Genomic DNA, 26,108 nt, shown 5'->3' on the forward strand with positions numbered 1-26,108 from the left:
CTTTTTTATCATTAAATTAAGAATATGATTGCAATAAAATGAAATAAACTAGCAATATTGATACATACATGCCATATAGAATGAAAATATTTTTTTTGCGGGTATCGATAAAAGAAAGCACCAATTGTATACATTAATCCTCCACCTACAATCAATGCCAGAAAAGGCAATGAACTAGAACGAATCAAATCCGGTATAAACAATACCGCTATCCATCCCATGATCATATAAATCGTCATAGAAAGCTTAGGATAAGAATGAGAACTGATACTCTTTAATAGAATACCACCAAGCACAGCCAACCATTCTATGGCAATGATGACAAACCCCTTTGTTCCTCCTATAACAGTCAAAGCGATAGGAGTATAGCTACCTGCAATAGCAAAATAAATACAAATGTGATCTAATTTACGAAATACGTATTTATGTGTTGTGCCAAAAGGCATTGAATGATACAGAGTAGAAACAATGAACATTAGAAACAAACTGATAACAAAAATAGAATCTCCGATTGCTTTCAGCGTTCCTGCTTGTATATAGCCATAAACAGCAACACAAGGAAGCGCAAATAAACATAAGAGCGCCATCACACCATGAGTAACACAATTTGCGACTTCTTCTCCAAATTTCAACTGATACATATCCTTCATGGATTGCTGTTCCATTTGCTTTTGCCTCCTTAATCTTCCAGGATCTGTACACCAATACCAATTGTGCCAGGTCCAGTATGAACACCTAATACCGGTGTCACCTGATCTTCTAGAAAGATATCTACATTCGGAAGCTGCGGTAAAATTTCTTCTTTGATCTCTTTCGCAAGATCTTTAGCCGCACCATTCATGATCGCGATATTATAGCGTGCATGATTACCAGCAGTTTTTAAAGCCAATTCAATGGTTTTAGAAATAGATTGTTTTCTTCCACGCACCTTTGCGACCGTATAATAGATTCCCTCTTCATTACAGGATATGATAGGTTTGAGATTTAATGCATTCCCAAACAAAGATGCAACCAATCCAATTCTTCCACCCTTTTGTAGATACTCCAAAGTTTCGACAACAAAGAACACTTTACAATTGAAGATCTCTTTTTGAAGCTTTTCACAAACTGCATCAAATGTCATACCAGCCTCTAGATATCTTCCAGCTTGAATGGCATGAAACCCTCCACCGATAGAAATATTTTTGGTATCCAGGATAAAAAAGTTCAACCCTTCATAATCTCTAGATAATAAATGTATCATATTATTCGTTCCACTTAACCCACTAGACAAGGTAATCGTAATTACATTTTCATACCCATCCTCTTTGATTTTATCAAATACAGCAAGGATTGCTTCTCCATCAGGAAGACTTGACTTGGGAATCTCTCTGGACATACTTTCATACACTTCTTCAGGTGTAATATCAATTCCATCTAGGTACTCCGCATCCTTATAAATAACTTTCAAAGGGATCACATACATATCATATTGTTTGACAAAGGATTCCGGTACATTACAACAAGTATCTGTCAGAATCGCTGTTTTCTGTTTATTCATCTTCATTACCTCCATAGCAATTATACACATAGTATATGCTAATTTGCATAATTAGTCAATCTAGTTTTGATAACTAGTAGAGTGATATAAAAAAATGATGTCATGATTATAGACAATGATACACTTTCTCTTCTTACATTTCATCCTTATTCGTATATCTTCCTGTGATTTCTAACACATTATGGTCTGGATCGATAACATTAAAATAATAATATGGCATATGCACATTCACATACATGATCTCTGATACTTCTAAATTTAGATGTTTCATTCTTTCATATTCCGCTTTTAAATCGTCTACAACAAAATTTAAAATCATGATATTATTTCTTTTAGGATCCTCATTTTCATAAAAATCTTTCATATATGCTTGATTAAAATGAACTTTATCCGAAGTTTTTAATAATTTTTCATCATATTTTTTATTATAAAGTGCAATTGAATTTCCACAATCAAATTCTACCCAACGATCATCATTACAAACTATGGGCTCCTGTTGTAATAACGCTTGATAGAAGTCCACTGATGCTTCCATATCTTCCACACAAATATAAGTTGTTTCAAGTTTCATATTACATCGTTCCTCTCTTTTTTTATATTAATAAATCAAATGATATTCTCACCTAAGATGATCTTTGGCATTGTTGTTAAACAGCGATTCCAACGTTTATAAAATTTCTCTATACCAAGTTTAGATACTCTTGCATGTGCCTCTTCATTTTCTAACACCCAGTATAAAACATAAGTAACCTTTCCAACATTTCTAGTAAGACGAATTGGCAATTCTCCCTCTTTTACAGCTTGAAAGTCTTTTTGTCTATGTGTTCGTTTTATATAATGAACATCTATTACACCTTCCTGTTGTAAATAAAAATCAGCGACTTCTTTCATCAATGCTTCTATTTCATCTAGCTTCGTTATCTTTGCTTCATATATGCATATTTCATTAAACATGACCAACCTCCACATGATAGTTTATAGAAACAGTATAACATAGCTTCTATAGCTTTCATACTTCGTAATCAATCTGATGACGCAAAAGTTGAATCGATATCAAATATAAAAGAACTCACGTTCAAATATGAGCCCTTTATATTGTTTACTTTTCTAACCCTAATCGCTCATAAACTTCATCTGGTACTTGCACTTGTTTTAATTTATCCACAAGTTTTCCACATAATGCTTCATATAAGCTATCATTTTGTATAGGGTGTTTCTGTTTTGGATCATTTTTAAGATCAAATATGACATCCTGAATCTTTTGTCTTTCATACCCACATATCATCACTCGCTTAGATGGTATCTTACATACCGGCATACCATGAGAATATTGCTCAGTTTTCACCAATTCCATATCATATAAAAGTTCTTTTTCAAAGAAACCTCTAGCTTTCGTCGGCATTAACGTATATTGATATAAGGTGGAAGCATTTTTCTGTGGTGCCTTCATTAGTGTATAGACGCCATCAAAATAACAAACATAGCTACCAAATACACCATATAAGATATCTTCATGTTGTTTTTGTTGCCCATCCAATAAAGGTAATAGTGATTTTCCCATCATATGTTTTGGTTTTTCTAGCTCAAATATATCTAACAAGGTAGCAGGAAGATCAATGGTCTGACAAAGTGCATCAATGACCATTGGCAATTTATTAGGAACATGAAGGAAACATGGTATATGAATCAGCTCCTCATACATCGGTGGAATATTTTTACCAAGGAATTCATGCTCCCCAAGTAAAAAGCCATGATCTGTGTGTATGAGTAGGATAGTATCTTTCCACATATCATTTTCATCCATGATATCCAAAACTTTCCCTAAATAATGATCGCACATGGTAATCAATGCCGCATATTCTTTTCGTATCAAAGCAAGATCTTTTTGATGCTCTTTACTATTGATTTCCATATATGCTCCCCAATTAAAATAAGGTTCTTGAGTTAGACCATATTGATCTCGATAACATTGTGGAACTTCATATGGTTCATGTGGATCAAAGGTTTCTATCTGAAGGAGCCAGTTATCTCTATCCTTATGACGCTTTATAAATTCTATTCCTGCTTGAAAGGTCTTAACACTACTAAAATCTTCTTCTATCTGTTGTTTTTGCATATTTGCATAATGTTGTTTTACGGAAATACCTGTCTTAGATAAAGGAGAACGTTTTGGAATCGTTTCGTTCATAGACCCATCATGTGGCATCCAACGATCTCCTTCCTGTCCTCGAAAGCCATCCCATGTATCATAACGGTTATGATATGTTGCTCCACCATCTTCCCAATAATGAGAATGATCGCTGCATAAATGTGTATAGATATCGTGCTGTTTTAATTCTTCGATCACAGAAAAATCAAATGGTTCCAATGGCCCCCACCCTCGATGCAAAAAATTGTATTGTCCGGTATGCATCTCTCTTCTTGCAGGCATACAAGGCATACTTCCCCCATAAAACTGATCAAAGCGACTACATGTTTTTTCTAATCGTTTGAAATTAGGTGCGATCACCCATTGATTTCCATAGTTAGGTAGATACTCTCTTGAAAGAGTATCGAACATGATTTGAATAACACGCATAACTATTCCTCTTCCTCTAAAAATTCTTTAGGAACTGCGAACATCCATACTGCCACAAAGGATAGTACACCGGATATGATATTGATGATGATAAATTTAAACAATACAGATGGATTATAGATGTAGAGTAATGTTCCAAGTAAACCATTGATTCCCATCCCCTGAGCATCTACTCCCATCATCATTGCCACCGCACTTGCTAGAGCACCGATCAAAGTACATACAACCAATGGCTTAAAGGAATATCGAATCAAGAAACCAAAGATGGCTGGTTCACCAATTCCTAGAAATTGAGAGGTCATTGCGCCATAGCCGGCTGATTTCATACGCTTATTTCTCATTTTAATCGTAATGGCTAATACAGCACAAGCTTTCACGGTCGTTCCAATGATAACAAGTGTACGAAATGCATTCAAAGAGCCTGAGGCAGTGATACCAATTTCAAGTGCATTAAAAATATGATGTACACCGGTTATAACAAGGAAAGGATGAGCAAAGGCAACAATAAAGGCACCAATTCCAAATGGCAGATACAAGATTTGTTCCACAACCCATAAAATTCCATTTTCGATTCCATGGAATACCGGTCCTATAGCCAACAAAGAGGCCAGTAAGGTACAAACGATGACCAAAAACGGTGTAAACATAAAATCCAATGCATCCGGCATAACGTTACGTAATTTTATTTCCATTTTTGCTCCAATAAAACCTGCTATGATAGCTGGTAAAACACTTCCTTGATATCCTATGATCGGAATAAAGCCAAATAGGTGAATCGCTTCAACTGCAGATTTCGCAACTGCATATGCATTCGGTAATGCTGGATTTACAAGCATCAAACCAACGACAAAACCAATCACTGGTGTACCACCGAAATTTTTAAAAGCTGACCAACAGATGAATGCTGGTAAAAAATCAAAAACGGTATTGCATAATGCATTCAATATCGTCACAAAAGAAGGTGGTAAACTCTCTACTGACATTCCAAATAAACCAAGGAATACATTATTTGTTATAACGCCCTGTAATCCAAGACATAGACCGATTGCTGCCAATATTGGAATCAGGGGCACAAAGATATCACCGAAAACACGAAGTAATTGTTTCGCCTTGCTTACCTCTGGTTCCCCTTTTGCTTTTGTTTCTACAACTGCACCTTCTTCATTGATTCCTTGTTTAACGACCTCTTTATAAACCTTATTTACCGTACCTGTTCCAAGTATTATTTGATATTGACCAGCCGTATACATGGTACCCTTGACCATATCTACTTGTTCCATTTTCTTATCATCTACCAAATCACGATGTTTCAAAATCAATCTTAGTCTTGTTGCACAATGTGTTGCGGATATGATATTCTCTTTTCCACCTGCGATTTCTAAAATTCTCAATGCAATTTCTTCATACTTTGCTGCCATGTATTTTTCCTCCTTAAAAATAAAAACCCAAACAGATACATTCATGATGAATGCGTTGTTTAGGTTTTGCCTGCTTGACCAGTAACACTCCTGATTCGTTATGTGTGTTGAAATATCTTTAATATGTGCATCATGAGATAAACTTTTTCCGCAATTCTACAAGTATAATCATATTCTTCCAATAACATCTGCTCAATCTCATTGATACAAATTTCCATTTTCTCATGTTTTTTTATTAACAGCTCATACATATCATCCACATCATCCATAGCTGATTGTTCCATCGTCATCATTCTTTGATAGAAATATTTCAGATGTGTTGTCATGCGATAATAATCCATTGATTCTTTATCGATGTTTACTGACAATGTTTCCTCTACGACATCCAACACATCCTTTATGAAAGTAATAATTTCCGAAATATCTTCATTTGTCTGTATGGTTGCGTTCAATATATGGATAGCGATATAACCAGCTTCATCCTCGGGTAATTCGATGCCCGTTCTTGCTTTGATATAACGATTTGCCCATAATCCGATCGCAAATTCTTTTGGATATAGTACTTTTGTTTCTGCTTGTATCAAATTAGGTAAAAGGTTTCCTTGTTTTTGCCTTTCGATTGCAAAATGAATATGATCTGTCAATGCTGTCAATACAGATTCATCTACTTCTTTACCAAGCTTTTCCTTTGCTTTATCAAGAATTGCTTCCGCAATTTCCAAATATTCCACAGGAGTCGATTCCAACAATTGATACAGTCGGTCTTTTTTCATATTTTGCATATAGTAACATTTGGTTATCTTGCTTTCATCAATGTCATCTCCAGCTTTTTTCTTAAATCCGATACCTGCCCCAGTTACAAGAGCTTCTTTTTTCGTAGGAGTTATCGCGGCCACGATATTGTTGTTAAATACTTTAATAATTTTCATGAAAATACCTCCTTACATAAAAAAAGCCCTATCATACTAAGAGCATCGCTTAGCTAGAATAGGTTTTGCCTGCTTGACCAGTTACAATCCAAATATTACGTCTTTATATTAATACAATCTAGATTCAATGTCAACGCTTACATAATTTTTTCTCGTTTTTTTTCTTATTCAAATAAAGACCTACTCCCAATGAAGCAGGTCCTACTTATATCATAAAAGTGTTATTCTAATTCAAACTGTCCTGTATAAAGCTGATAATATCTTCCCTGCTGATTCAATAATTCATCATGACTTCCTCGTTCAATGATCTCTCCATGATCCAACACCATAATCGCCTTACTATTTCTTACCGTACTTAATCGATGAGCGATAACAAAGACGGTACGATTTTCCATCAATCGATCCATTCCTTTCTCAATCAATTTTTCTGTACGAGTATCAATAGAGCTTGTTGCTTCATCCAAAATCAATACTGGAGGATTTGCAATCGCAGCACGGGCAATCGCAAGAAGTTGTCGCTGTCCTTGAGATAGATTTGCACCATCTCCACTTAACATTGTATCATATCCTTGTGGTAGGCGCTTGATAAAAGAATGTGCATTGGCAAGCTTACTTGCTTCTATGACCGCATCCATATCGGCATGAAGATTTCCATAGCGAATATTATCTGCAATCGTGCCTGTAAACAAGTGGGTATCCTGTAATACAACGGATATAGACCTTCTAAGATCATCTTTTTTTATAAGTCTTACATCAATACCATCATATGTGATACTACCACTTTCAATATCATAAAAACGATTGATCAAATTGGTTATGGTAGTTTTTCCTGCTCCTGTACTACCCACAAAAGCGATTTTTTGTCCCGGCTTTGCGTATAAGTTAATTCCTTTTAAAATGGTAACATTAGGCTCATATCCAAATACAACATCATGAAATCTGACATCTCCTTTTAATGGCACCAATTCAATCGTATCATCATGTGGATGTCGCCAAGCCCAATGTCCTGTATATTCTTCACATTCTTGCATTTCGCCATCATCCAAAATACGAACACGTGTCAAGGTAACCTTACCTTCATCTACTTCTTCCTGCTCTTCCATCATATGGAAGATACGTTCAGCACCTGCCATCGCCGCAAGCATAAAATTCAACTGTTGGGTAAACTGATTGATTGGCATCGCAGTTTGTCGCACATAAACAAGATAAGAGGCTAAGGCACCAAGACCGATGCTTCCTGATATCGCAAAGAACCCTCCGATACATGCAACGATTGCATAATTGAAATAAGACATAGATACTACAGTTGGAATGGTTCTTCCTGAATAAGTCAGTGCATTGGTGGAAGCTATTCGTAATCGCTCATTTCGTTTCTCAAATTCCTCAAAATTTTGTTGCTCATGATGAAATACCTTTACCACCTTAACACCATCTACCATCTCTTCAATGAATCCGTTTAAACTGCCCATTGCGGCTTGTTGATGAGAAAAATAGTATTTACTGCGTTTACTATAAAACTGAATCATGAGATACATCAGTATCATAAAGATCATCACAATAAGGGATAATTTCCAATTTAGGATAAAAATCGCAATTAAGGTACCTGTAATCATGGTAAAGCTTTGAATCAAGTTATCAAAACAGTTATTCATTGCATCTTGAACCGTATCTAGATCATTCGTAAAATGACTCATGATATCTCCATGAGCATTAGAGTCAAAGAAGCGAAGCGGTAACTTTTGCATTTTATCAAATAGATCCTGTCTGATTTCTTTTACGATTTTTTGTGAAGTATGGGTCATCAATTGTTTATAAACAGCAGTACATAATGCTCCACTTGCATACATGATACCCATAAAGATGACCGCTTGTAATAAGCCATCATAATCCTTTGGAACGATATATTGGTCAATGATCGGTTGTAACAAATAAGTACCAAACAGATTAGCGCCAGCACTTAATATAACCAAAATTCCTACAAACAGCAATGCAAATTTATGATTGCCAAGATAGCCAAGAAAGGTTTTCATTGTTTTCTTCATGTTTTTTGGCTTTTTTCCTGTCATCTGTCTTGCCATTATAGACCAGCTCCTTCCTGTTGAGAAGTAGAAATATCTTGATAGATAGGATCATGCGCCAACAGCTCATCATGTGTTCCAATTGCATGAATTTTTCCATCATCCAAAATCACAATTTGATCCGCATGTTGTACACTGCTGACACGTTGTGCAATGATGATCTTTGTGGTTTCACTTAAGGAAGCCAGTCCTTGACGAATGCTTGCTTCAGTTGCAGTATCTACTGCACTTGTAGAATCATCAAAAATCAATACCTTAGGGCGTTTTAATAGTGCTCTGGCAATACATAAACGTTGCTTTTGTCCGCCGGATACATTCACGCCTCCTTGCCCTAGATCGCTATCATAGCCTTTTGGAAAATGATCGATAAACTCATCTACTGCAGCTATATGACATGCCCATTCGATATCTTCTTGACTTGCATGCTCATCTCCCCAAAGTAAATTTTCTCGTATGGTTCCACTGAATAAAGTATTTTTCTGTAATACCATTCCAACCGCATCACGTAAATGTTCTATAGAGTACTCTTTTACATTCCTTCCATCGATACATACTGTTCCTTCACTAACATCATATAGTCTTGGTATTAATTGCACAAGTGTTGTTTTCGCAGAACCGGTACCACCTAGAATTCCTATGGTACTACCCTTTGGAATATGCAAGGTAATATCAGATAACACATATTCTTCTGCATCCTCTTTATATTTAAAATACACATGTTCAAAATCAATACGACCTTCTTCAATTTGGGCAGTGACTGCCAAAGAATCATCGATATCCGGCGTTTCATCTAATACCTCAACGATACGTTCACAGCTTGCAAGTGATCTGGTTAGCATCAAAAAAACATTAGATATCATCATCAAACTATTTAGAATCTGTAACACATAACTAAGAAAACCAGTCAGTTCTCCGACTTTCATATCATTGATAAAAATCATATTTCCACCAAACCATATGATACAAAGAATCGTAGCATACATGACCATTTGGAATAATGGCATATTCCATACAGAGGTAGAAAAAGCACGTTCACTTGCATTTCTCAAAGATTCATTGACTTCTTCGAATTTCTCTTCTTCATAAGAACCACGTACATAAGACTTTACTACACGTATCGCATTTAAATTCTCTTGTACAATGGTATTGACCTTATCGATGCTACTTTGCATCAAACGATATAATGGTCCTACTTTTTTTACGATGACAAAAAGTCCGATTGCTAAAATAGGTATTGCGATCATAAATACAACAGCTAATTTAGCATTGATCGTGAAGGTTAAAACCAAGGCAGTAAGCAACATGACCGGTGATCGTACCAAAGGACGTACACCATTACTGATTGCTGTTTGTAAAATGGTAACATCACTGGTCAAGCGTGTGATCAAGGAAGATGTGGAAAAATGATCTGTATTCGCAAAAGAAAAGTTTTGAACCTTTCGGAATTCATCTTTTCTAAGTTCTGCGCCAAAGCCTTGACCGGCAGTTGCCGCATATCTTGCGTACATGACTCCCAGAACCAAGGAAATCAAAGCACACGCAATCATTTGCGCACCTTTGATTAAAATATAATCTTTATCTGCATTTGCAACACCTACATCGATGATATCTGCCATCAAAATAGGAATGACCAACTCAAAAACCGTCTCAGCGACAACACAGATACAACTCAGTATCAAATATTTCTGATACTTTTTCATATAAGGAAACAATCGTTTTAACATATGGCTCCTCCATTCTATTCAATCGTTCTACCACTTAGATTGTGATACATACGAGAAAGGTATTCTTCAAACTGTTTTCGCTCTTCCTCATTAAAACCCTTTAAAGAAAGTTCTTCGACATCCTTACAATGTGCATTCCACTTCGTTAAGGCTTGTTTACCTTTGTCTGTGATATTTAACTGTAAGGCTCGCTTATTTTTTTGATCCACCATTCTTGTAAGCATCCCCATATCTTCAAGATTGTTTAACAACTTACTGACAGTAGCACATTCTACATCACATTCTTGTGCAATGTCTTTTAATTTACAATCTCGATGATTTGAAATATAACGCAATACCTTAGGTTGACCCGGATATAATCCATATGCGTCCATATTTTGTCTGATCTTATTTCTTTGTGCGTGAAACACTTTGAAGATAAGAAAATGAAATGGTGTTTTCATATCATTCACCTCTTTATTAGTTAGTTAGCTAACATTTAGCAAGCTAACTATATACCTGTTTTTATGATATGTCAATTGACTAAAAATAGATACCATTCTTTTCTATGATACTCGATATTATCCATATTCTGTAACAAGAAAACGCATGTTTTCGTTTCTTCCTTTTGTTTAAACAAACACTACCAAAAAAGAGCCTGTAATCATTAGATGATTAACATCTATCTTGTTACAGGCTCCTTGTTAGTCTTTACCGGCTTTAAAATTATAAATTGGTTTCAATACAGAGAGAATCTGTGCAGTATTTTGTATCGCTTGTTTGATTTGTTCGGCATTTTTATAAGCCATCGGACATTCATCTAATGTAGAAGCATTTACAGAAGTACTATAAATATCTTTCATTTCCTTTTTATAAGCTGACAAAGAAAAGCTTTGCTTTGCCTCACTTCTACTCATTGCTCTACCTGCTCCATGTGGTGCGGAATAATTCCAATCCGGATTTCCTTTCCCTCTACATAGTAAGGAACCATCTCGCATATTTAAGGGTATGATCATAATTTCATCTTTTTTTGCTGATATTGCTCCCTTTCTTAAAATTCTTTGTTCCATATCAATATAGTTATGAATGGTAGTAAATTGTTTTACAGCATGAAGTTTCATATATTTCATGATTGCTTTTGCCATGATCATACGATTAAGACAAGCGTATTCTTGAACAATCGCTATATCATGCAGATAATGCTCCATTTCCTCTCCTTTTAGATATGCAAATAAATAAGGTAGTTCCGTTTGTTTTGTGTTTTTCAATTTTTTTACTTCATTGGCATATTGATGTTGTTTGCCTTTTGCTTTGAGCTCTTGTTTTAAAGCAGACAGCGTTTTTTCATCACATCCATTGATGTTATCAAAAGCAAGTTTTTGATAATAGGTCGCAACTTCCACCCCTAGATGCCTACTACCTGAATGAATGATCAAATATAAACTTCCATCTTCATCCTTATCTATTTCGATAAAATGATTACCTCCCCCAAGTGTTCCCAAACTTTTATTTGCTCTTAGCTCATCGATATGATCATAACAATACAGCTGTTTCAATCCACTTGTTATTCTTTCCTTTTTCTCTGACTCATGAATATTTCCGCCGGATGGAATCTTTTGGTGGATGAATTTATCCAAACGAGCAAGCTCTATGTGTGTTTCTCTTAATTTCACTACTTCCATACCACATCCGATATCTACCCCAACAAGACTTGGAATGACACAATCGGATAATTGAATGGTCGTTCCAACGCAACAAGATGATCCCATATGGACATCCGGCATCATAACGATCTTGCAGTTTTCCATGCTTTTTTGATTACATACCTGATAGATTTGTGAGATACTGGCCTCGTCTAACTCATCACAATAAATGATTGCATTTGTATAATTCCCTTTGATTTCTAACATAAATTTCTCCTTTTTCATACAAAAAAACACTTCTGATATTCCACAGAAGTGCATAATGAACATAGTAGTTCTATCATAATGATTACAAGATAGAACAATATGACTTCTGTTGTTGATTCCATTGTAGTAGATAAATATTCATCATATTGTTCACCTTCCTTCTTCTACGAGAAATTATATGATAAAAATCATGTTTTGTACAGATTTATTAAGTATTACATTGAATTTCATCCCAATTTTCAGTATCATTTGCTCCTATCAACCAATTCATTGCGTAATGATGTTCTTGTACAACACCATCATCTATGCCATCTAACTCAATATGATGTATTCTGGCTTCTACACAAGACCAATGATAATATAATACTCTGGTATGCATGTCCAACAGCTCTTCTTCACTTTTAAGTTTCGCTAGCTTACACATCTCTTCAAGCGAAGGAAACGAGCGAATCGTTTGTGCCATACTACTAACATCGCATAACTCATCATAATCATTTAGCTCATATAGTCCCAAAGCCCAAAGCAATACAGCACAACATTCATAACGCCAGGAAAACTGTACACTGATGGTTTCCTCTATTTCTTCCATCTTTACATAAGACGTTTCTTGTTCACTTAAATAATCATGACATCCAAAAATATCATCAATTGCTTGAAATTCACGTAAACCGATATCACGACTTCCCCCTTCCATTAAGGTTCCCTCAGCACAAACAGCACAAGCAAACACTGCAATGGCTCGCTTTACGATATCTTCTTTGGAAGGTATATGAAGACTTTGTTTTGTCATCTGCGTAGACATGATATGCGAAATCGTAGGATAGCCTTTATCCTTTAATTCTTTTGTCACTCGCTCAAAACGATCATGATCTTCTTTCTCAAAAGTTGGCTCTTTCCTTAGGATATCCTGATATCCAATAGGTCGAAATGCATCTACTTCACTTGTTCCATCTATTGATAACAGCAATTCACCTTTAGGTGTATAAAGCGACATATCAGGATAAAGCAGAATAGAAGCACTATCTTGGGCAACTGCATAAATTCTTCCAATGATGGCATTGGTACGATCTTCTTGTTCATCTAATGTAAATTCAATTCCACTAATGCAAGTAAACATGGAAATTTGAAGAAGGACCTGTTCTAATACTTCCTGTCGTTCACAAGGAGCTTGCGCAAAATAATTTCTCATTCCTGCTACCTGTTGTTTCACATCGGTTGCGTCTACCATTTGATGTAGTTGAACCTTGGTCTCATCAAATAACGTGATGATAAGAGAATCTTGTGCTTCTTCCATATGGATACTGATATCCTCAAAATGTTTTTTCATTGCATTGGAAATAATATGGTGATCTTTGATGAGCGTATATAAAGTAATATTTGCTTTTTGTAGTTCCATTATTTCCCTCCATTCTTTATATCCAGTATATCATGGCTCCTTTTTTCTTCAAAGAAATCTTTTGATTAAACCTTATATTTTTATCGCAATCATACAAACTAAAAAAAAGTTAAAATTTCGTGAAATAAATCACAATTTGTCGAATTTTATAGTATAATAGAAAACGTAAGAGGTTACAAGCCTATAAGGAGGACAAAAGAATATGCAAAGATTTACGTTACCTAGAGATTTATACCATGGAGAAAATGCTTTAGAAGCCTTAAAAACATTAGAAGGAAAGAAAGCTATCGTATGTGTCGGTGGTGGTTCAATGAAGCGTTTTGGTTTCCTTGATAAAGTTCTTGCCTATCTAAAAGAAGCTGGTATGGAAACGACATTATTTGAAGGTATTGAACCTGATCCATCTGTAGATACGGTTATGAAAGGTGCTGCTGTTATGGCTGAATTTGAGCCAGACTGGATCGTTGCAATCGGTGGAGGGTCTCCGATTGATGCAGCCAAAGCAATGTGGATCAAATATGAATATCCTGAATTGACATTTGAAGATATGTGTAAAGTATTCGGTATTCCGAAATTACGTAACAAAGCTAAATTCTGTGCAATTTCTTCCACAAGCGGAACAGCTACAGAAGTAACTGCATTCTCTATTATTACCGATTATGAAAAAGGAATCAAATATCCGATCGCCGATTTTGAAATCACACCGGATATTGCGATTGTAGATCCTGAATTAGCTGAAACAATGCCAATCAAACTAGTTGCTCATACCGGAATGGATGCTATGACACATGCCATTGAAGCTTATGTTTCTACTGCAAATAGTCCTTATGCAGACGCTTTGGCAATTCATGCAATTGAATTGATTCAAGACAATCTTGTGAAATCATATCAATTAGATATGAATAGTCGTCATGTGATGCATGATGCACAATGTCTAGCTGGTCAAGCATTCTCTAATGCATTATTGGGTATTGTACATTCTATGGCACATAAAACAGGTGCAATCTTTGAAGATCAAGGTGCACATATCATCCATGGTGCAGCCAATGCAATGTATCTTCCTAAAGTAATCGCATTCAATGCAAAAGACGAAATTGCGAAAAAACGCTATGGCGTCATCGCTGATTATATGCATTTAGGTGGCAATAATGATGATGAAAAGGTGGCATTGTTAATTGCATATTTACGTAAGATGAACGATGACTTAAACATCCCTCATTGTATTGCACATTATGGTGCTGATGGATTACCTGCTGAAACAGGATTTGTCCCTGAAGAAGTATTCTTGGAAAGAGTTGAAGATATTGCGGCAAATGCTATTTTAGATGCTTGTACAGGTAGCAATCCTCGTCAACCATCTCAAGAAGAAATGGTGAAATTATTGAAATGTTGCTACTATGATACAGAAGTAGATTTCTAAATTTTATAATAAAGATATCCGAAAGAGTGAAACGGATATCTTTTTTCTTATATGATGATCTTGATTTTTATAAGCGCTTGATCAACGCAGGCAATTCTTTTAGATTTAAAATCACATGATCTGCACCTGCTTCTTTATACTGTTTCCTTAAAGTATCTAATAACACAGCCTTTTCTTCCTTGTCCAAAGCCTCATATTCTTCTTGTTTTAAAGCCATTAAAGAGCTTCCTTCTAACACTCCCACACTCATGACACCTGCATGTACACCTTCCTTGATATCAGAAATGGTATCTCCAACCTTTATGACATGATGAACATCACTTACCTGTAAAGCCTTCATGTTTTCAAATATCATATAAGGATAAGGGCGACCAAAGTTACCCACACTGTTTGGTGTGATCCAAAAATCCGGAGCATATCCGTTTTTCTTTGCCTCACGAACGACAATCTCCATCATTTCATCTGTATATCCCGTGGTAGAACCGATTTTAATCTTCATACTTCTTAATTCATCTACAGCATCCATGACAAAAGGTTTTACATCTACAAATTGATGAAGGATCGCCATAAGTTTTTCTGTAAATAAAGCATGCATTTCATCTACATCTTGATCATTGCTTTCTCTTCCATAAAGCGTTTTCCATTGTGCCTGTATGGTTGGCATCTGAAGCATCGTTTTGATATGATCCCATTTCAACATACCCATTGGTTTTCTTGTTTCGTCCATAGTAACTTCAATCCCATATTGTTTAAAAATTTCCATAAATGCCTGTACAGGCGCAAAACAACCGTAATCTACTGTTGTTCCCGCCCAATCAAAAATGACTGCTTCTATTTTCATTTCACACACTCCTGTTCTACACTTTCCATATAATCTTTCATCAATGCTACCAGAAAACGTATATCATCTTCATAAATCTCACCGATCACACCAATTCGAAACGTTTCCTTATCTGTTAATTTACCCGGATAGATTGCATAACCACGTTCTTTTATATATTGATACATGCGGGAAAAATCAAATACCTTACCTTTTGGATATAAGAAGGTCGCAATGATCGGTCCCTGATATGCTTTATCTATATATAATTGAAATCCTAATTTTTCAAATTCTTCGACTAATACATCCATATTATGTTGATATCGTTGATGTCTAGCAACAATACCACCTTCTTCTTTTAACTCTTCCATTGCTTTTGCGAATGCCAATACGACATGCGTCGGAGAGGTATAGCGCCATTTCCCATCCTTTTCCATGGTCTCCCATTGATCATAAAGATCTAAGGATAAGGTTCTGGCATTTCCTTTTGCTTTCATCAGTTCTGCTCGTTTTGCGATAATGAAAGAGAAACCAGGAACACCTTGGATACATTTGTTCGCACTGCTGATGAGGAAATCAATATGCCATTCTTGCATTGGAATATCAACTCCACCAAAACTAGACATTGCGTCTACGATAAAGTTCAATCCATGTGCATACGCCAATTCTCCTATTGTTTTGATATCATTTAAAATACCACTCGTTGTTTCACTATGAATCATTGCGATATGTGTTATTTCAGGATGCTTTTTTATTGCCATCCTTGCCTTTTCCACATCCGGTATTTTATCATAGTCCTGTTTGATTTCAATATAACGAATGTTTTGTGCCTTGCACATATTCGCAATACGTTCTCCATAAGCACCATTGCTTAACACCAATAAGCATCCATCTTTTGGTATTACTGAACTGATCACGCATTCTACACCAAAGGTACCTGATCCTTGCATTAAAACGCTAGTGTACTCAGTATCATCCACATGTGCTAATGAAAGTAACTCTTTTCTGATGTTTTGTGTAATCTGTTTATAATCATCATCCCATGTACAATGATCAAATAACATTTCTTTCTTGACGGTATCTGAAGTCGTTAATGGTCCGGGGGTTAATAACTTATATGTTTTCATTTGATGTTTCCTCTTTTCTTTCTTATCAAATTTATAATCTAATTGAAACAGCAATCAAAGAACGCTTGATGTTCTTTCAATAATTCTACACTTAGGGGTTGGGAATATATGGTTGGATAACTGCTTTGATGATCTATTGGTAATTGCTCCTTATCATACAAGATGACAGGATAGGTTTCCAATAATTCTTCTCGTGCATAGGTAATGATGCATTCTGCCATTTCCATCGTTTCCTTTAAAGAATCTTCTTTCTTTATGATAGAAAGTGATTCTGTTAGGATCATATTTCCTTCTAATGGATCTATGACCTTTATAGGAAGTCCTTTTTCTTCGTCTGCGACAGCTTGATGACGTAGTCCAAAAGCAATTCCTACTTCACCTGATCGAACCTTTTTGATCGGTCCCGATCCACTCGCTTCTAAATGAGGGCCTACATTCTTTAAAAGTTTTGTTAGAATATCAGCTCCCTCTTCCTCTCCATAAGCATCAAGAATTGCTTGTACCAATAGCCAACCGGTACTGCTTGCGTTAATATCCGGAATGGATACATATCCTTCATACATCTCTTTTGTTAGATCTTTGATCGAAGTAGGGATCGGTAAATGGTTTTCTTCCATCACCTTGGTATTGATGATCAATGCACCTTCTAAAGCAGTGATCGGTAAGCGATGATCCGGTGTTGTTTCTATAGGATCAGATGATATACTGAGTTTTTCAAACATATCATTTGATTGCGCAGCACTATCTAAATAATAAGAGCTCATCGTAACGATATCCGCCTCTAGATCCACTCCTTCAGCCATAAGCTTTCCACCTAGCTCACTGGTCCCAAAGGATTGTAATACATATTGTCCCTCATATCCATGCTCATTTAAGGCATGTTGCATCGCCGACAAAGCCTCTTCATCCCCATTTGAATAGATAATTACCTGTTTCTTTGTACTTCCATAAACAAATGTCGGTACAAGGATCAACAACACTAAGGAAGCTACCACTGTTCTTTGTATCCATATATGACTACGTTTTTCACTTTTTTTCGTTAGCATATAGGTGATTCCTTTGACCAGTAAATTGGTAAATAGGATGAGAAGAGATAGTACAAAGATTTCATCGAATTTAGCGAAGTGTTGTAGTTCTTTTATTTTAGTGGTTAATACTGCTGTTTTAGCTCCTACGATAAAGATCAAAGCACTAATGGTCACCATTGCATTTACAAAGTAATAGCAAAACATTTCCATCAATGTGCTTTTAGAATTTGGCACAACAACTCTTCGTATCGTTTGAAGCCAAGTATCTCCCATCAACATTGCTGTCGTTTCATAACCGGCATTCATCTTCCCCAAAGCATTTTTTGCCATAACATAAGGAGTGGAAAAGAAATGAATGATGTTACAAATAATGATGATGAAAAAGGTATTCTGTAATGAAGTGCCACGAAAACTCAGAAGAAAGGCAATACCAAGAACCATACCGGGAATGGTATTCGATATACTACTAATCGCATCCATGCTTTTTTTCGCAAAGGTCGATAATCTACTACGCATGGTCACAAGAGCAGCTCCATAAGCAATCAGGGTTCCTGCCAATGCGGAAAGTATCGCAACCAACAAAGAATTTCGATACACACCAAGCAAATTTCCGGATGTTAACGTATCTGTTACATGCTTTAGGGTAAAGCGAATATCATAAGGCCATTCTTTTATGAAAGGCAGAAGAAAGATGACTGCAAATAGGAGAAGAATCAACATCATGATCAAGGTAGCAATACATGCACAAATACGATCATGCAAAGGATTCTTAGGTAATTCCACTGTGGTATTCTTATTGTATTTGATATGATAGCGATCAAGATACCCTAAGACCACAATGCTCAAAATACTTGGTAGTAGCATCATCATTGCAATGACTGCACCTTGTTGAAAATCAGGTACTGCACCTAACATGTGATTGTATAGATCAGTTGCGACAACATGATATTCTCCACCAACCGCAGCCGGAATACCAAAATCAGTAAAACATAGAAAGAAAGCTTGTATCATTGCCGCCGCAAGAGTTGGTATCATAGGCGCAAGCACTGTCATCCAAAATCGCTTTCCTGTGGAATCGTTCATTAGTTTGGAAACCACGATGAATTTTTTATCAATAAAGTTCATCGTATTGTTTACCAGTAAGAAAGCAATCGGCATTGTATATATGACATATCCTATCAATAGCCCGCTAAACCCATAGATTTCAAAGGGTTGTATACCCAATAGTTTGCTAAGTATGCCCTGTTTTCCAAAGGTATAGATGATCGCAAAGCCATAAGTGATCGTTGGTAATAACATCGGTAACGTCGCAATCGTATGAATCAGCTTTTTCCATCTTCGAGCAAGATTGGTGTAATGAATCGTATAAGCCAATAAAAAGGCAAGTAGTACCGTAATCATGGAACTGACACCTGATACCAAAAAGCTGTTTTTAAAGGACTCCCAAAAGCTAACATCCTGAAACAATTGGACATAATTTGTTAAAGATAACCCATCACCTTGTTGGAAAGACTGATAAAGAAGAAGAGCAGCCGGTGTGAATAGAAATACCAGAAACAATAACGTTAAAGCCAAGTAAATACTTTTCAATTCTAACTGTTTTTTATGCATGGCTTGTCCCAAATAACGTATAAATATTATGACGCTTGATCTCTAATTGATTTAAGATGAACTCTTTCACAAAATTGTTTTCCGGATGGTGAATGATATCATTTGGTTGGGCATATTGTGATATATTGCCATCTTTCATAATGAGCACTCGATCACTTAAGGTTAATGCTTCCTCTGGATCATGAGTAACGATGATCGTTGTCAGGTGATATTCTTTCGCAATCGTTTTGATTTTCTCCTTAATGGATTCCTTAATAACTCCATCTAATGCACTTAAAGGTTCATCTAATAAAAGAATTTTCGGTTTCATTACCATGGTTCTTGCCAAAGCAACACGTTGTTTTTGACCACCGGATAATTGATCGATCGATTTATGCAAATGATCTTTTAATCCAAGTAATTCAATAAACTCTTGCACCTCTTCCTCATTTGATATCCCCGGTTTGTTTTTTAACCCATAAATGATATTCTGATAAGCATTAAGATTAGGAAATAATGCATAATCTTGAAATACAATATTAAACCCTCTTTCCTCCATGGATACCTTTGTAATATCTTTTCCATTGTAAATAAGTTTTCCACCATCGATTTCGACAATTCCCAAAATACAATTTAATAAGGTCGTTTTACCACTGCCACTTGGTCCTAAAATAGATACAATTTCCCCATCATCAATATCTAATGAGATTTTATTTAGAATCGTTGTACTGCCATATACCTTTTTTAACTGTTCAATTTTTAACATATTGACCACTCCTCTTTTGTTTCGCAAGTCTATTATAAGTAATCAAAATTCAGTTTCAAGGCTTTTAAATGATCGTTAACATCCCCTTTACATACTCTTAACAAAGCCCTTTTTTCTTTTTTTTATCAAAATCTTGATACAATGTTCATCTTTGTACGAAAAAAAAGATATGGTTTACATTCAGTAAACAATATCTTCATTTTCTGTTCATATTTTAAATGATCATCTTCTTTTGTGAATGTAATCGTAGCATCTCTACAAAAATCAATTATGAAGAAATCATGAATTCATTTTTACATGAGTAAAGCATAGATTCCAACAAGAATACTCATATGTAAAGGATAGAATACATAAAAGAAATAAGTCTTGAATTTGCTGTGGTTTCCTCGCTCACCTTGATATCGATTTAAAATCAAAAGACTACATAGCGAATACAATACGACCATGCTATAAGCAAGAAACATGATCCACGAAAAGCCGTAAAGAACGATATCAGCAAGTAAAAGGAACACACCATATTGTAATAATATCCCAATTCCAAGTGCTAATAATTGATGCTTTTTTTCTTTACATACAAAACACATAAAGATATCCATAACACCGAAAAAGCCATAATCTGTACCTAGTGTATTCGCAAGGATAGCCAACAGCAGAGCACATCCAAATCCTAAAACTTTTTGATTTCTTTTTTCAAGTTCATCATAGATGAAACAAGACAATGCTCCTAACAGCATGGTAACCAATACATTCGTAAATCCTAAAGAAAGATGTAGCGCTTCTCTTTCCATCCCTTGTATCATGAATTGAAAAGGTACTTCCGATAGCAAAGCAAACAAAAAAAGATTTCTTAAATATCGCACACGATGTTTTGTATATCGACATGATTGTGCACAAAGATAAGCCAAAATAAAGAAAGTCATACAGGAAAAGCCTGTCCCTATCAACAAGATTCCATAACTAAGCTCATCACTGAAACCATAGGTTGCAGACATCCATGTCATGAGGAAAGGCATCATGAATTTCGCCACATGATCCCATAGCATCAAGATTGCTGTTAACCACTTTAGTTGCATTGCTGTTACTGTCTTTTTAGGTTTCATTTCATCACCGACTATAGTATAACATAAGAAAAGAAATGCATCTTGCATTTCCTTTCTTTTATGTAAAATATACGAGCTCATCCTCTAAAGGTTCCGCTTGTGATATATGACGAGCATATAATATAGGTACATCTCCTTGATACTCTTCATCATATTCAATTTTGATTTTAGCCTCTACTTCCACCCATTCTTTTGGTAGTAATTGACTTGCATCTTGATAATGACACAGTAATCCAATCAAAGAAGTATCATCAGCACAACATACCATTGCGAATCGTCCAAGTACAAACGCTTTCGGTATATCATCCACATAATTGGAAATCACTTTTCCTTTTAATGTAATGATCTTTCCATCATATTTTGCAGGATGTTCTAATGCATCCATATACCATAAACCATAATCATCATCTTGAATATGGATATGATCACTTTGTACATCAAATGGTAGTTCATCGTCTTGTAAATTATTGATGGTTCCATCTTTTGATTCATATATGATTTGTGCTGACTTGTTGATCGCTTTGATATTATTTCTTAAATAGAGCTTTTTCGTTGATTCATCACAACGATTGAATATAATGGTTTCACTATGAACCAGTTGTTCATAAATCATGGAACGCATGTTATTGATGTAGGACGCAAAAGTAGATGCATCTACTGTAGATAAGATTTGAACCAATAGCCAATCAAAAGGCATTTCTTCATCAAGAAACTTGGTAAAGTTCCATGTACCATTAAATTCGATCATTACACGATCGGGTTCTATAAGACTATCGCATTTTTTCATAAAAGCATAAGTAAGATCACTTTCTTTTTCTACAGTTACAATTGCGGCATTCACCTTTTTCAAGAAGGCATCATCATACTCTTCCATTCCTTCTTCACAAACCAAGAGTAAGGTTTTCTCATTGGCGGTAAAACCGGGATCCATTAACGTATCTTTGATCAAGGAAGTCTTTCCGCTTTCTAAAAATCCCGTAAATACATACACAGGTACTGTCATAGATTCCTCCTAGGCTATATGAAATAGCTCTTTTAAAGCTTCTTCATTTATTTTGCTTCCGATCACACAAAATCTACCTGTATAGGTTGGTATTCCTTCACGAATTTCATATTCTTCCGGAACCAAATCAAAATACATCCAATGTCCTTCCTCATCAGGCAACATTCCCTTAGCACGAAGAATCATACCATATTGATTCCCTTCACTAAGCTCTTTTAATATAGATTCTAACGCTTCTCGAGTATAAGTCTTTGGTGTTTCCATACCCCAACTTGTGAAAACCTCATCTGCATGATGATGGTGGTGATGCTCATGATGGTCATGCTCACAACAGCAATCATGATCGTGATGATGGTCATGTTCTTCATGTTCATGATGGTGACCATGTTCACAACCTTCATGGTGATGATGGTGTTCTTCATGTTCATGGTGATGTTCCTCATGCTCATGATGATGCCCACATACAGGACAAACTTCTACCTCTTCCATCAGTTCCTTTTCTAATGTTTGTGTCTTCTCCATGACTGCTAATATTTCATTACCACTTAACTGATCCCATGGTGTTGTAATGATAGTCGCAGATGCATTGTGCGTTCTTAATTCATGAACGACTGCTTCCAACTTATCCTCACTCAGATTTTGTGTACGACTTAAAATAATGGTACCTGCATATTCCACCTGATTGTTGAAAAACTCTCCAAAGTTTTTCATATACATCTTACATTTCTGTGCATCCGCAACCGTAGTAAAGCTATTTAATTGGATATCATGATTTCCCATATCTTTCACAGCCTTGATGACATCACTCAATTTGCCAACACCACTTGGTTCGATAACGATACGATCTGGATGATATTCCTCTAGTACCTTACCTAAAGCACTCGCAAAATCACCAACTAGAGAACAACAGATACAACCACTGTTCATTTCTCTGATTTCGATTCCGGCATCTTTCAAAAATCCTCCATCAATGCCTATTTCACCAAACTCATTTTCAATCAATACGATTTTTTCTTCATGTAATACATCTTCAATCAATTTTTTGATCAATGTTGTCTTACCAGCACCTAAAAATCCGGATATAATATCAATTTTCGTCATAGCTGACTACCTTCTTTCTATATATAGCGTCTTATTCGCATTCTTTAGTATAGCACCAAAAAAGTGGATAATCAATTTTTAAGATTTAGAATCGCTTTCTATCAGAAAAAGATGCTTATATATCATGACATCTTAGATCATTGCTCAAAATCCTTATCATAATCTTCCCAACATTCACAGTTAGGAATACCCAATTGCTTAGGATGAAACAACGGATTCTTTCCTTCTTTTTTCTGTTTTTGGTAATCATATAAAGAACGAAATACGTATTTCCCGAGAAATAATATTACAATGATATTCATCAATGCCATCAAACCCATTAGCACATCCGCAAGATCCCATATCATAGAAAAATCGGCCTGTGCCCCTAGAAAAATCACAACAAGCGTAATGATCCTAAACCAAAACAACAGGGTCTGATCGTTTTTGATAAACTTAAGATTTCCTTCTGCATAACAATAGTTTCCGATCAAGGAGCTAAAAGCAAATAAGAAGATAGAAATCGTGATAAAATGGATTCCCCAAGAACCTAGTTCTTGATTCACTGCCATTTGTACATAAGGCATACCGGTCAAACCTTCCTCTATGCCAAAATTCAATAAAATAAAGGCAGTAGTCGTACAAACCAACATCGTATCGATAAATACGGAAATCACCTGAACCAATCCTTGTTTCACAGGATGTGAGACATCCGCAGTCGCACCGGCATTCGGTGCTGATCCCATACCGGCCTCATTACTAAATAAACCACGTTTGATTCCATGCATCACACAAGAACCTGCAAAGCCTCCTGTTATTGCGGTAATATCAAATGCATTGTTTAAGATCGTCATTAAAATATGTGGTAATTGATCGATATGAATCAAAGTGATATACAAACCTAATAAAATATATAAACCTGCCATGATCGGCACTATCGTAGAACTGATCACACCGATTCTATGAACACCACCGAAAATAACCAAAGCACTTGCAAGTGTTAAAATAACGCCAACCAAAAGGGATGCGAATTGATCATGATCAAAATAATAAGATAACGCACTACTGACATTATAGGACTGTAGCCCATTAAATCCAAAAATAAAACAAGCGATCAACAACAAGGCAAATAAGATACCCAAACCTCTACTTCCTAAAGCCTGTTCAATATAATATGCTGGACCACCTCGATACTGATCTTGATCTTTCTGCTTATACATCTGTGCCAAAGTCGATTCAATAAACGCACTGGCCGCACCGATCACTGCCATGACCCACATCCAAAAGATTGCGCCTGCACCACCGGCGGCAAGTGCAGTTGCTACACCAGCAATATTTCCTGTGCCTACACGACTTGCTGTCGATATCATCAAAGCCTGAAAAGAGGATACACCATCCTTGTTATGAGCTTTCTCTTTCAATAAAGCAATCCCTTCACGCAAAAAACGAAGTTGTACAAAACGTGTACGTATCGTAAAATAAACACCGGCTATAACTAATAGCAATAATAAAATATAACTGTATAAAAACTCATTCATCCATGATAAAACTTCCTTCATCAACGTCACTTCCTTTCCTAGTCTGAGGCTTTTCTACTACGTTTATACCAGAAAAGGCATAGAAAAAAGGCACGTAGCATACTTAGCGTGTCTTGTTGAACTTGTTTAGTCTAACATAAATATGACAATTTGTAAAAAGGGTCAGAAAAATTACCATGGAAGATCTTCTATTTCAGTATAGCTACAATCGTTTCTATTTCAAATACTTATGATAAATAGAAAGCTATGCCTAAGATGAATATGAAAAGCATGTGGAATCTTAATTGTTTTATTTGTATGATCATCAGATTTTAAAGAGTGTCTTGTTTATTTTATTAGGTTATATTGTCCGTATTTGTCGTAATTCATAAATCTTAAGAAAATATCATAAATTTTTCTCTCTTATTTTTAGGATTTTTCACCTTCTTTACGTATTAGATATATGTAAGGGTTTCTTGGCTGCAATACCTTTACTTACAAAGGAGGTTTTAAAATGAATAATGATTTGCAGAAAAATGAAGTAAAAGTTAGTTATCGTAATGATGTCTGTTTTAAGTATGCTTTATCCGGTGAGGATGTAATATCTCGTAATATCAGAGATACTGTGATCAAAGATATTACAGGTATTGAGCCAGTGGAAAGTTATGTTGAAAAAACAGAATACCTTCCCATATCGTTTGATGGGAAGAAAATTGTCATGGATGTGCATGTCAAGGACAAGGAGGGACGAGAATACAATATTGAAATGCAAAGCTATGGTGCTGTGGCTACTGAAAAGAAGCGATTCTTTATGTATTTGATGAGGATGATGTTAGATCAATTGAATAGAGGAAATGATTACACCACTTTCCATCCGACCTATCTAATCATCTTTGTGGATTTTGAAATGGACGAAGATCATGAGTTGATCAATCGCTATGAAATGATGAAAAAAACGGGTCGACCATTGTTAGAGAATGATATGGCGGTCATATATTTTGTATCGTTGCCATCACTGAAATATTTGAATAAAAAAGTAAAGGACATGACAGATGTAGAAAAACTATGTTACCTATTTAAAAACGAAGCCGATAATGCTATACTA

Annotated in this window: 22 protein-coding genes; 2 read left to right on the forward strand and 20 right to left on the reverse strand. The window is 35.7% G+C overall.

Going from position 1 to position 26,108, the window contains the following annotated elements; translation table 11 throughout:
* Positions 1–11 precede the first annotated feature (11 nt).
* The 12 genes from trhA to UGRO018_RS10170 form a co-directional block, all read right to left on the reverse strand.
* A complete protein-coding gene (trhA, locus tag UGRO018_RS10115) occupies positions 12–665 on the reverse strand; it encodes a PAQR family membrane homeostasis protein TrhA (protein WP_416326362.1) in 654 nt (217 codons plus the stop codon).
* 14 nt (positions 666–679) lie between these two features.
* Positions 680–1,540, reverse strand: a complete 861-nt coding sequence (locus tag UGRO018_RS10120) for a DegV family protein (RefSeq protein ID WP_416326363.1) — start codon at positions 1,538–1,540, stop codon at positions 680–682.
* Between the two features lie 133 nt (positions 1,541–1,673).
* Positions 1,674–2,111 carry a VOC family protein gene (locus tag UGRO018_RS10125; protein ID WP_416326364.1) on the reverse strand — a complete coding sequence of 146 codons (438 nt, stop codon included), beginning with the start codon at positions 2,109–2,111 and terminating at the stop codon, positions 1,674–1,676.
* A gap of 35 nt (positions 2,112–2,146) precedes the next feature.
* On the reverse strand, positions 2,147–2,494 hold the full coding sequence (locus UGRO018_RS10130; protein WP_416326365.1) for a hypothetical protein: 348 nt from the start codon (positions 2,492–2,494) through the stop codon (positions 2,147–2,149).
* A 145-nt stretch (positions 2,495–2,639) separates the two neighbouring features.
* Entirely contained in the window at positions 2,640–4,118 is a 1,479-nt protein-coding gene (locus UGRO018_RS10135; RefSeq protein ID WP_416326366.1) for a sulfatase, read from the reverse strand.
* A gap of 2 nt (positions 4,119–4,120) precedes the next feature.
* Positions 4,121–5,536 (reverse strand): PTS transporter subunit EIIC, encoded by a 1,416-nt coding sequence (locus UGRO018_RS10140; protein ID WP_416326367.1) that lies wholly within the window; start codon positions 5,534–5,536, stop codon positions 4,121–4,123.
* 98 nt (positions 5,537–5,634) lie between these two features.
* Entirely contained in the window at positions 5,635–6,465 is an 831-nt protein-coding gene (locus tag UGRO018_RS10145; RefSeq protein ID WP_416326368.1) for a PRD domain-containing protein, read from the reverse strand.
* Positions 6,466–6,686: 221 nt separating this feature from the next.
* Positions 6,687–8,543, reverse strand: coding sequence for an ABC transporter ATP-binding protein (locus tag UGRO018_RS10150; protein WP_416326369.1), 1,857 nt, complete (start codon positions 8,541–8,543; stop codon positions 6,687–6,689).
* On the reverse strand, positions 8,543–10,267 hold the full coding sequence (locus UGRO018_RS10155; RefSeq protein ID WP_416326370.1) for an ABC transporter ATP-binding protein: 1,725 nt from the start codon (positions 10,265–10,267) through the stop codon (positions 8,543–8,545). Before UGRO018_RS10155 ends, UGRO018_RS10150 begins: the two co-directional genes overlap by 1 nt.
* 14 nt (positions 10,268–10,281) lie before the next feature.
* Positions 10,282–10,710 carry a MarR family winged helix-turn-helix transcriptional regulator gene (locus UGRO018_RS10160; RefSeq protein WP_416326371.1) on the reverse strand — a complete coding sequence of 143 codons (429 nt, stop codon included), beginning with the start codon at positions 10,708–10,710 and terminating at the stop codon, positions 10,282–10,284.
* Between the two features lie 240 nt (positions 10,711–10,950).
* Entirely contained in the window at positions 10,951–12,156 is a 1,206-nt protein-coding gene (locus UGRO018_RS10165) for an RtcB family protein (protein WP_416326372.1), read from the reverse strand.
* A gap of 208 nt (positions 12,157–12,364) precedes the next feature.
* Complete coding sequence (locus tag UGRO018_RS10170; RefSeq protein ID WP_416326373.1) at positions 12,365–13,552, reverse strand: DUF4272 domain-containing protein; 1,188 nt, start codon at positions 13,550–13,552, stop codon at positions 12,365–12,367.
* 202 nt (positions 13,553–13,754) lie between these two features.
* Here UGRO018_RS10170 and UGRO018_RS10175 point away from each other — a divergent pair, with 202 nt between their 5' ends.
* The gene (locus UGRO018_RS10175; protein ID WP_416326374.1) at positions 13,755–14,972 is read left to right on the forward strand and encodes an iron-containing alcohol dehydrogenase; all 1,218 of its coding nucleotides are present in this window, start codon (positions 13,755–13,757) and stop codon (positions 14,970–14,972) included.
* Between the two features lie 67 nt (positions 14,973–15,039).
* Here UGRO018_RS10175 and phnX read toward each other — a convergent pair whose 3' ends face one another.
* From phnX to UGRO018_RS10215, 8 genes are all read right to left on the reverse strand, one after another.
* Entirely contained in the window at positions 15,040–15,813 is a 774-nt protein-coding gene (gene phnX, locus UGRO018_RS10180; protein ID WP_416326375.1) for a phosphonoacetaldehyde hydrolase, read from the reverse strand.
* Positions 15,810–16,919: a 2-aminoethylphosphonate--pyruvate transaminase gene (gene phnW / locus UGRO018_RS10185; protein ID WP_416326376.1), complete on the reverse strand. Its 1,110-nt coding sequence runs from the start codon at positions 16,917–16,919 to the stop codon at positions 15,810–15,812. The genes phnX and phnW overlap by 4 nt, the downstream gene beginning before the upstream one ends.
* 38 nt (positions 16,920–16,957) lie before the next feature.
* Positions 16,958–19,558 (reverse strand): ABC transporter permease subunit, encoded by a 2,601-nt coding sequence (locus UGRO018_RS10190; protein ID WP_416326377.1) that lies wholly within the window; start codon positions 19,556–19,558, stop codon positions 16,958–16,960.
* Positions 19,551–20,303 (reverse strand): ABC transporter ATP-binding protein, encoded by a 753-nt coding sequence (locus tag UGRO018_RS10195; protein ID WP_416326378.1) that lies wholly within the window; start codon positions 20,301–20,303, stop codon positions 19,551–19,553. Before UGRO018_RS10195 ends, UGRO018_RS10190 begins: the two co-directional genes overlap by 8 nt.
* A 293-nt stretch (positions 20,304–20,596) precedes the next feature.
* The gene (locus UGRO018_RS10200) at positions 20,597–21,403 is read right to left on the reverse strand and encodes a TraX family protein (protein ID WP_416326379.1); all 807 of its coding nucleotides are present in this window, start codon (positions 21,401–21,403) and stop codon (positions 20,597–20,599) included.
* Positions 21,404–21,461: 58 nt separating this feature from the next.
* Positions 21,462–22,406, reverse strand: coding sequence for a TIGR03943 family putative permease subunit (locus tag UGRO018_RS10205; protein ID WP_416326380.1), 945 nt, complete (start codon positions 22,404–22,406; stop codon positions 21,462–21,464).
* A 9-nt stretch (positions 22,407–22,415) separates the two neighbouring features.
* A complete protein-coding gene (locus UGRO018_RS10210) occupies positions 22,416–23,507 on the reverse strand; it encodes a CobW family GTP-binding protein (RefSeq protein ID WP_416326381.1) in 1,092 nt (363 codons plus the stop codon).
* A gap of 137 nt (positions 23,508–23,644) precedes the next feature.
* Complete coding sequence (locus UGRO018_RS10215) at positions 23,645–25,045, reverse strand: alanine/glycine:cation symporter family protein (protein ID WP_416326382.1); 1,401 nt, start codon at positions 25,043–25,045, stop codon at positions 23,645–23,647.
* Positions 25,046–25,517: 472 nt separating this feature from the next.
* On the opposite strand from UGRO018_RS10215, the gene UGRO018_RS10220 reads away from it, so the two are divergent.
* The coding region (locus UGRO018_RS10220; protein ID WP_416326383.1) for a PD-(D/E)XK nuclease family transposase at positions 25,518–26,108 on the forward strand (591 nt) is incomplete at its 3' end.

This window comes from Hoskinsella mucinilytica, assembly GCF_045223415.1.
Lineage (GTDB): Bacteria > Bacillota_I > Bacilli_A > Erysipelotrichales > Erysipelotrichaceae > Hoskinsella > Hoskinsella mucinilytica.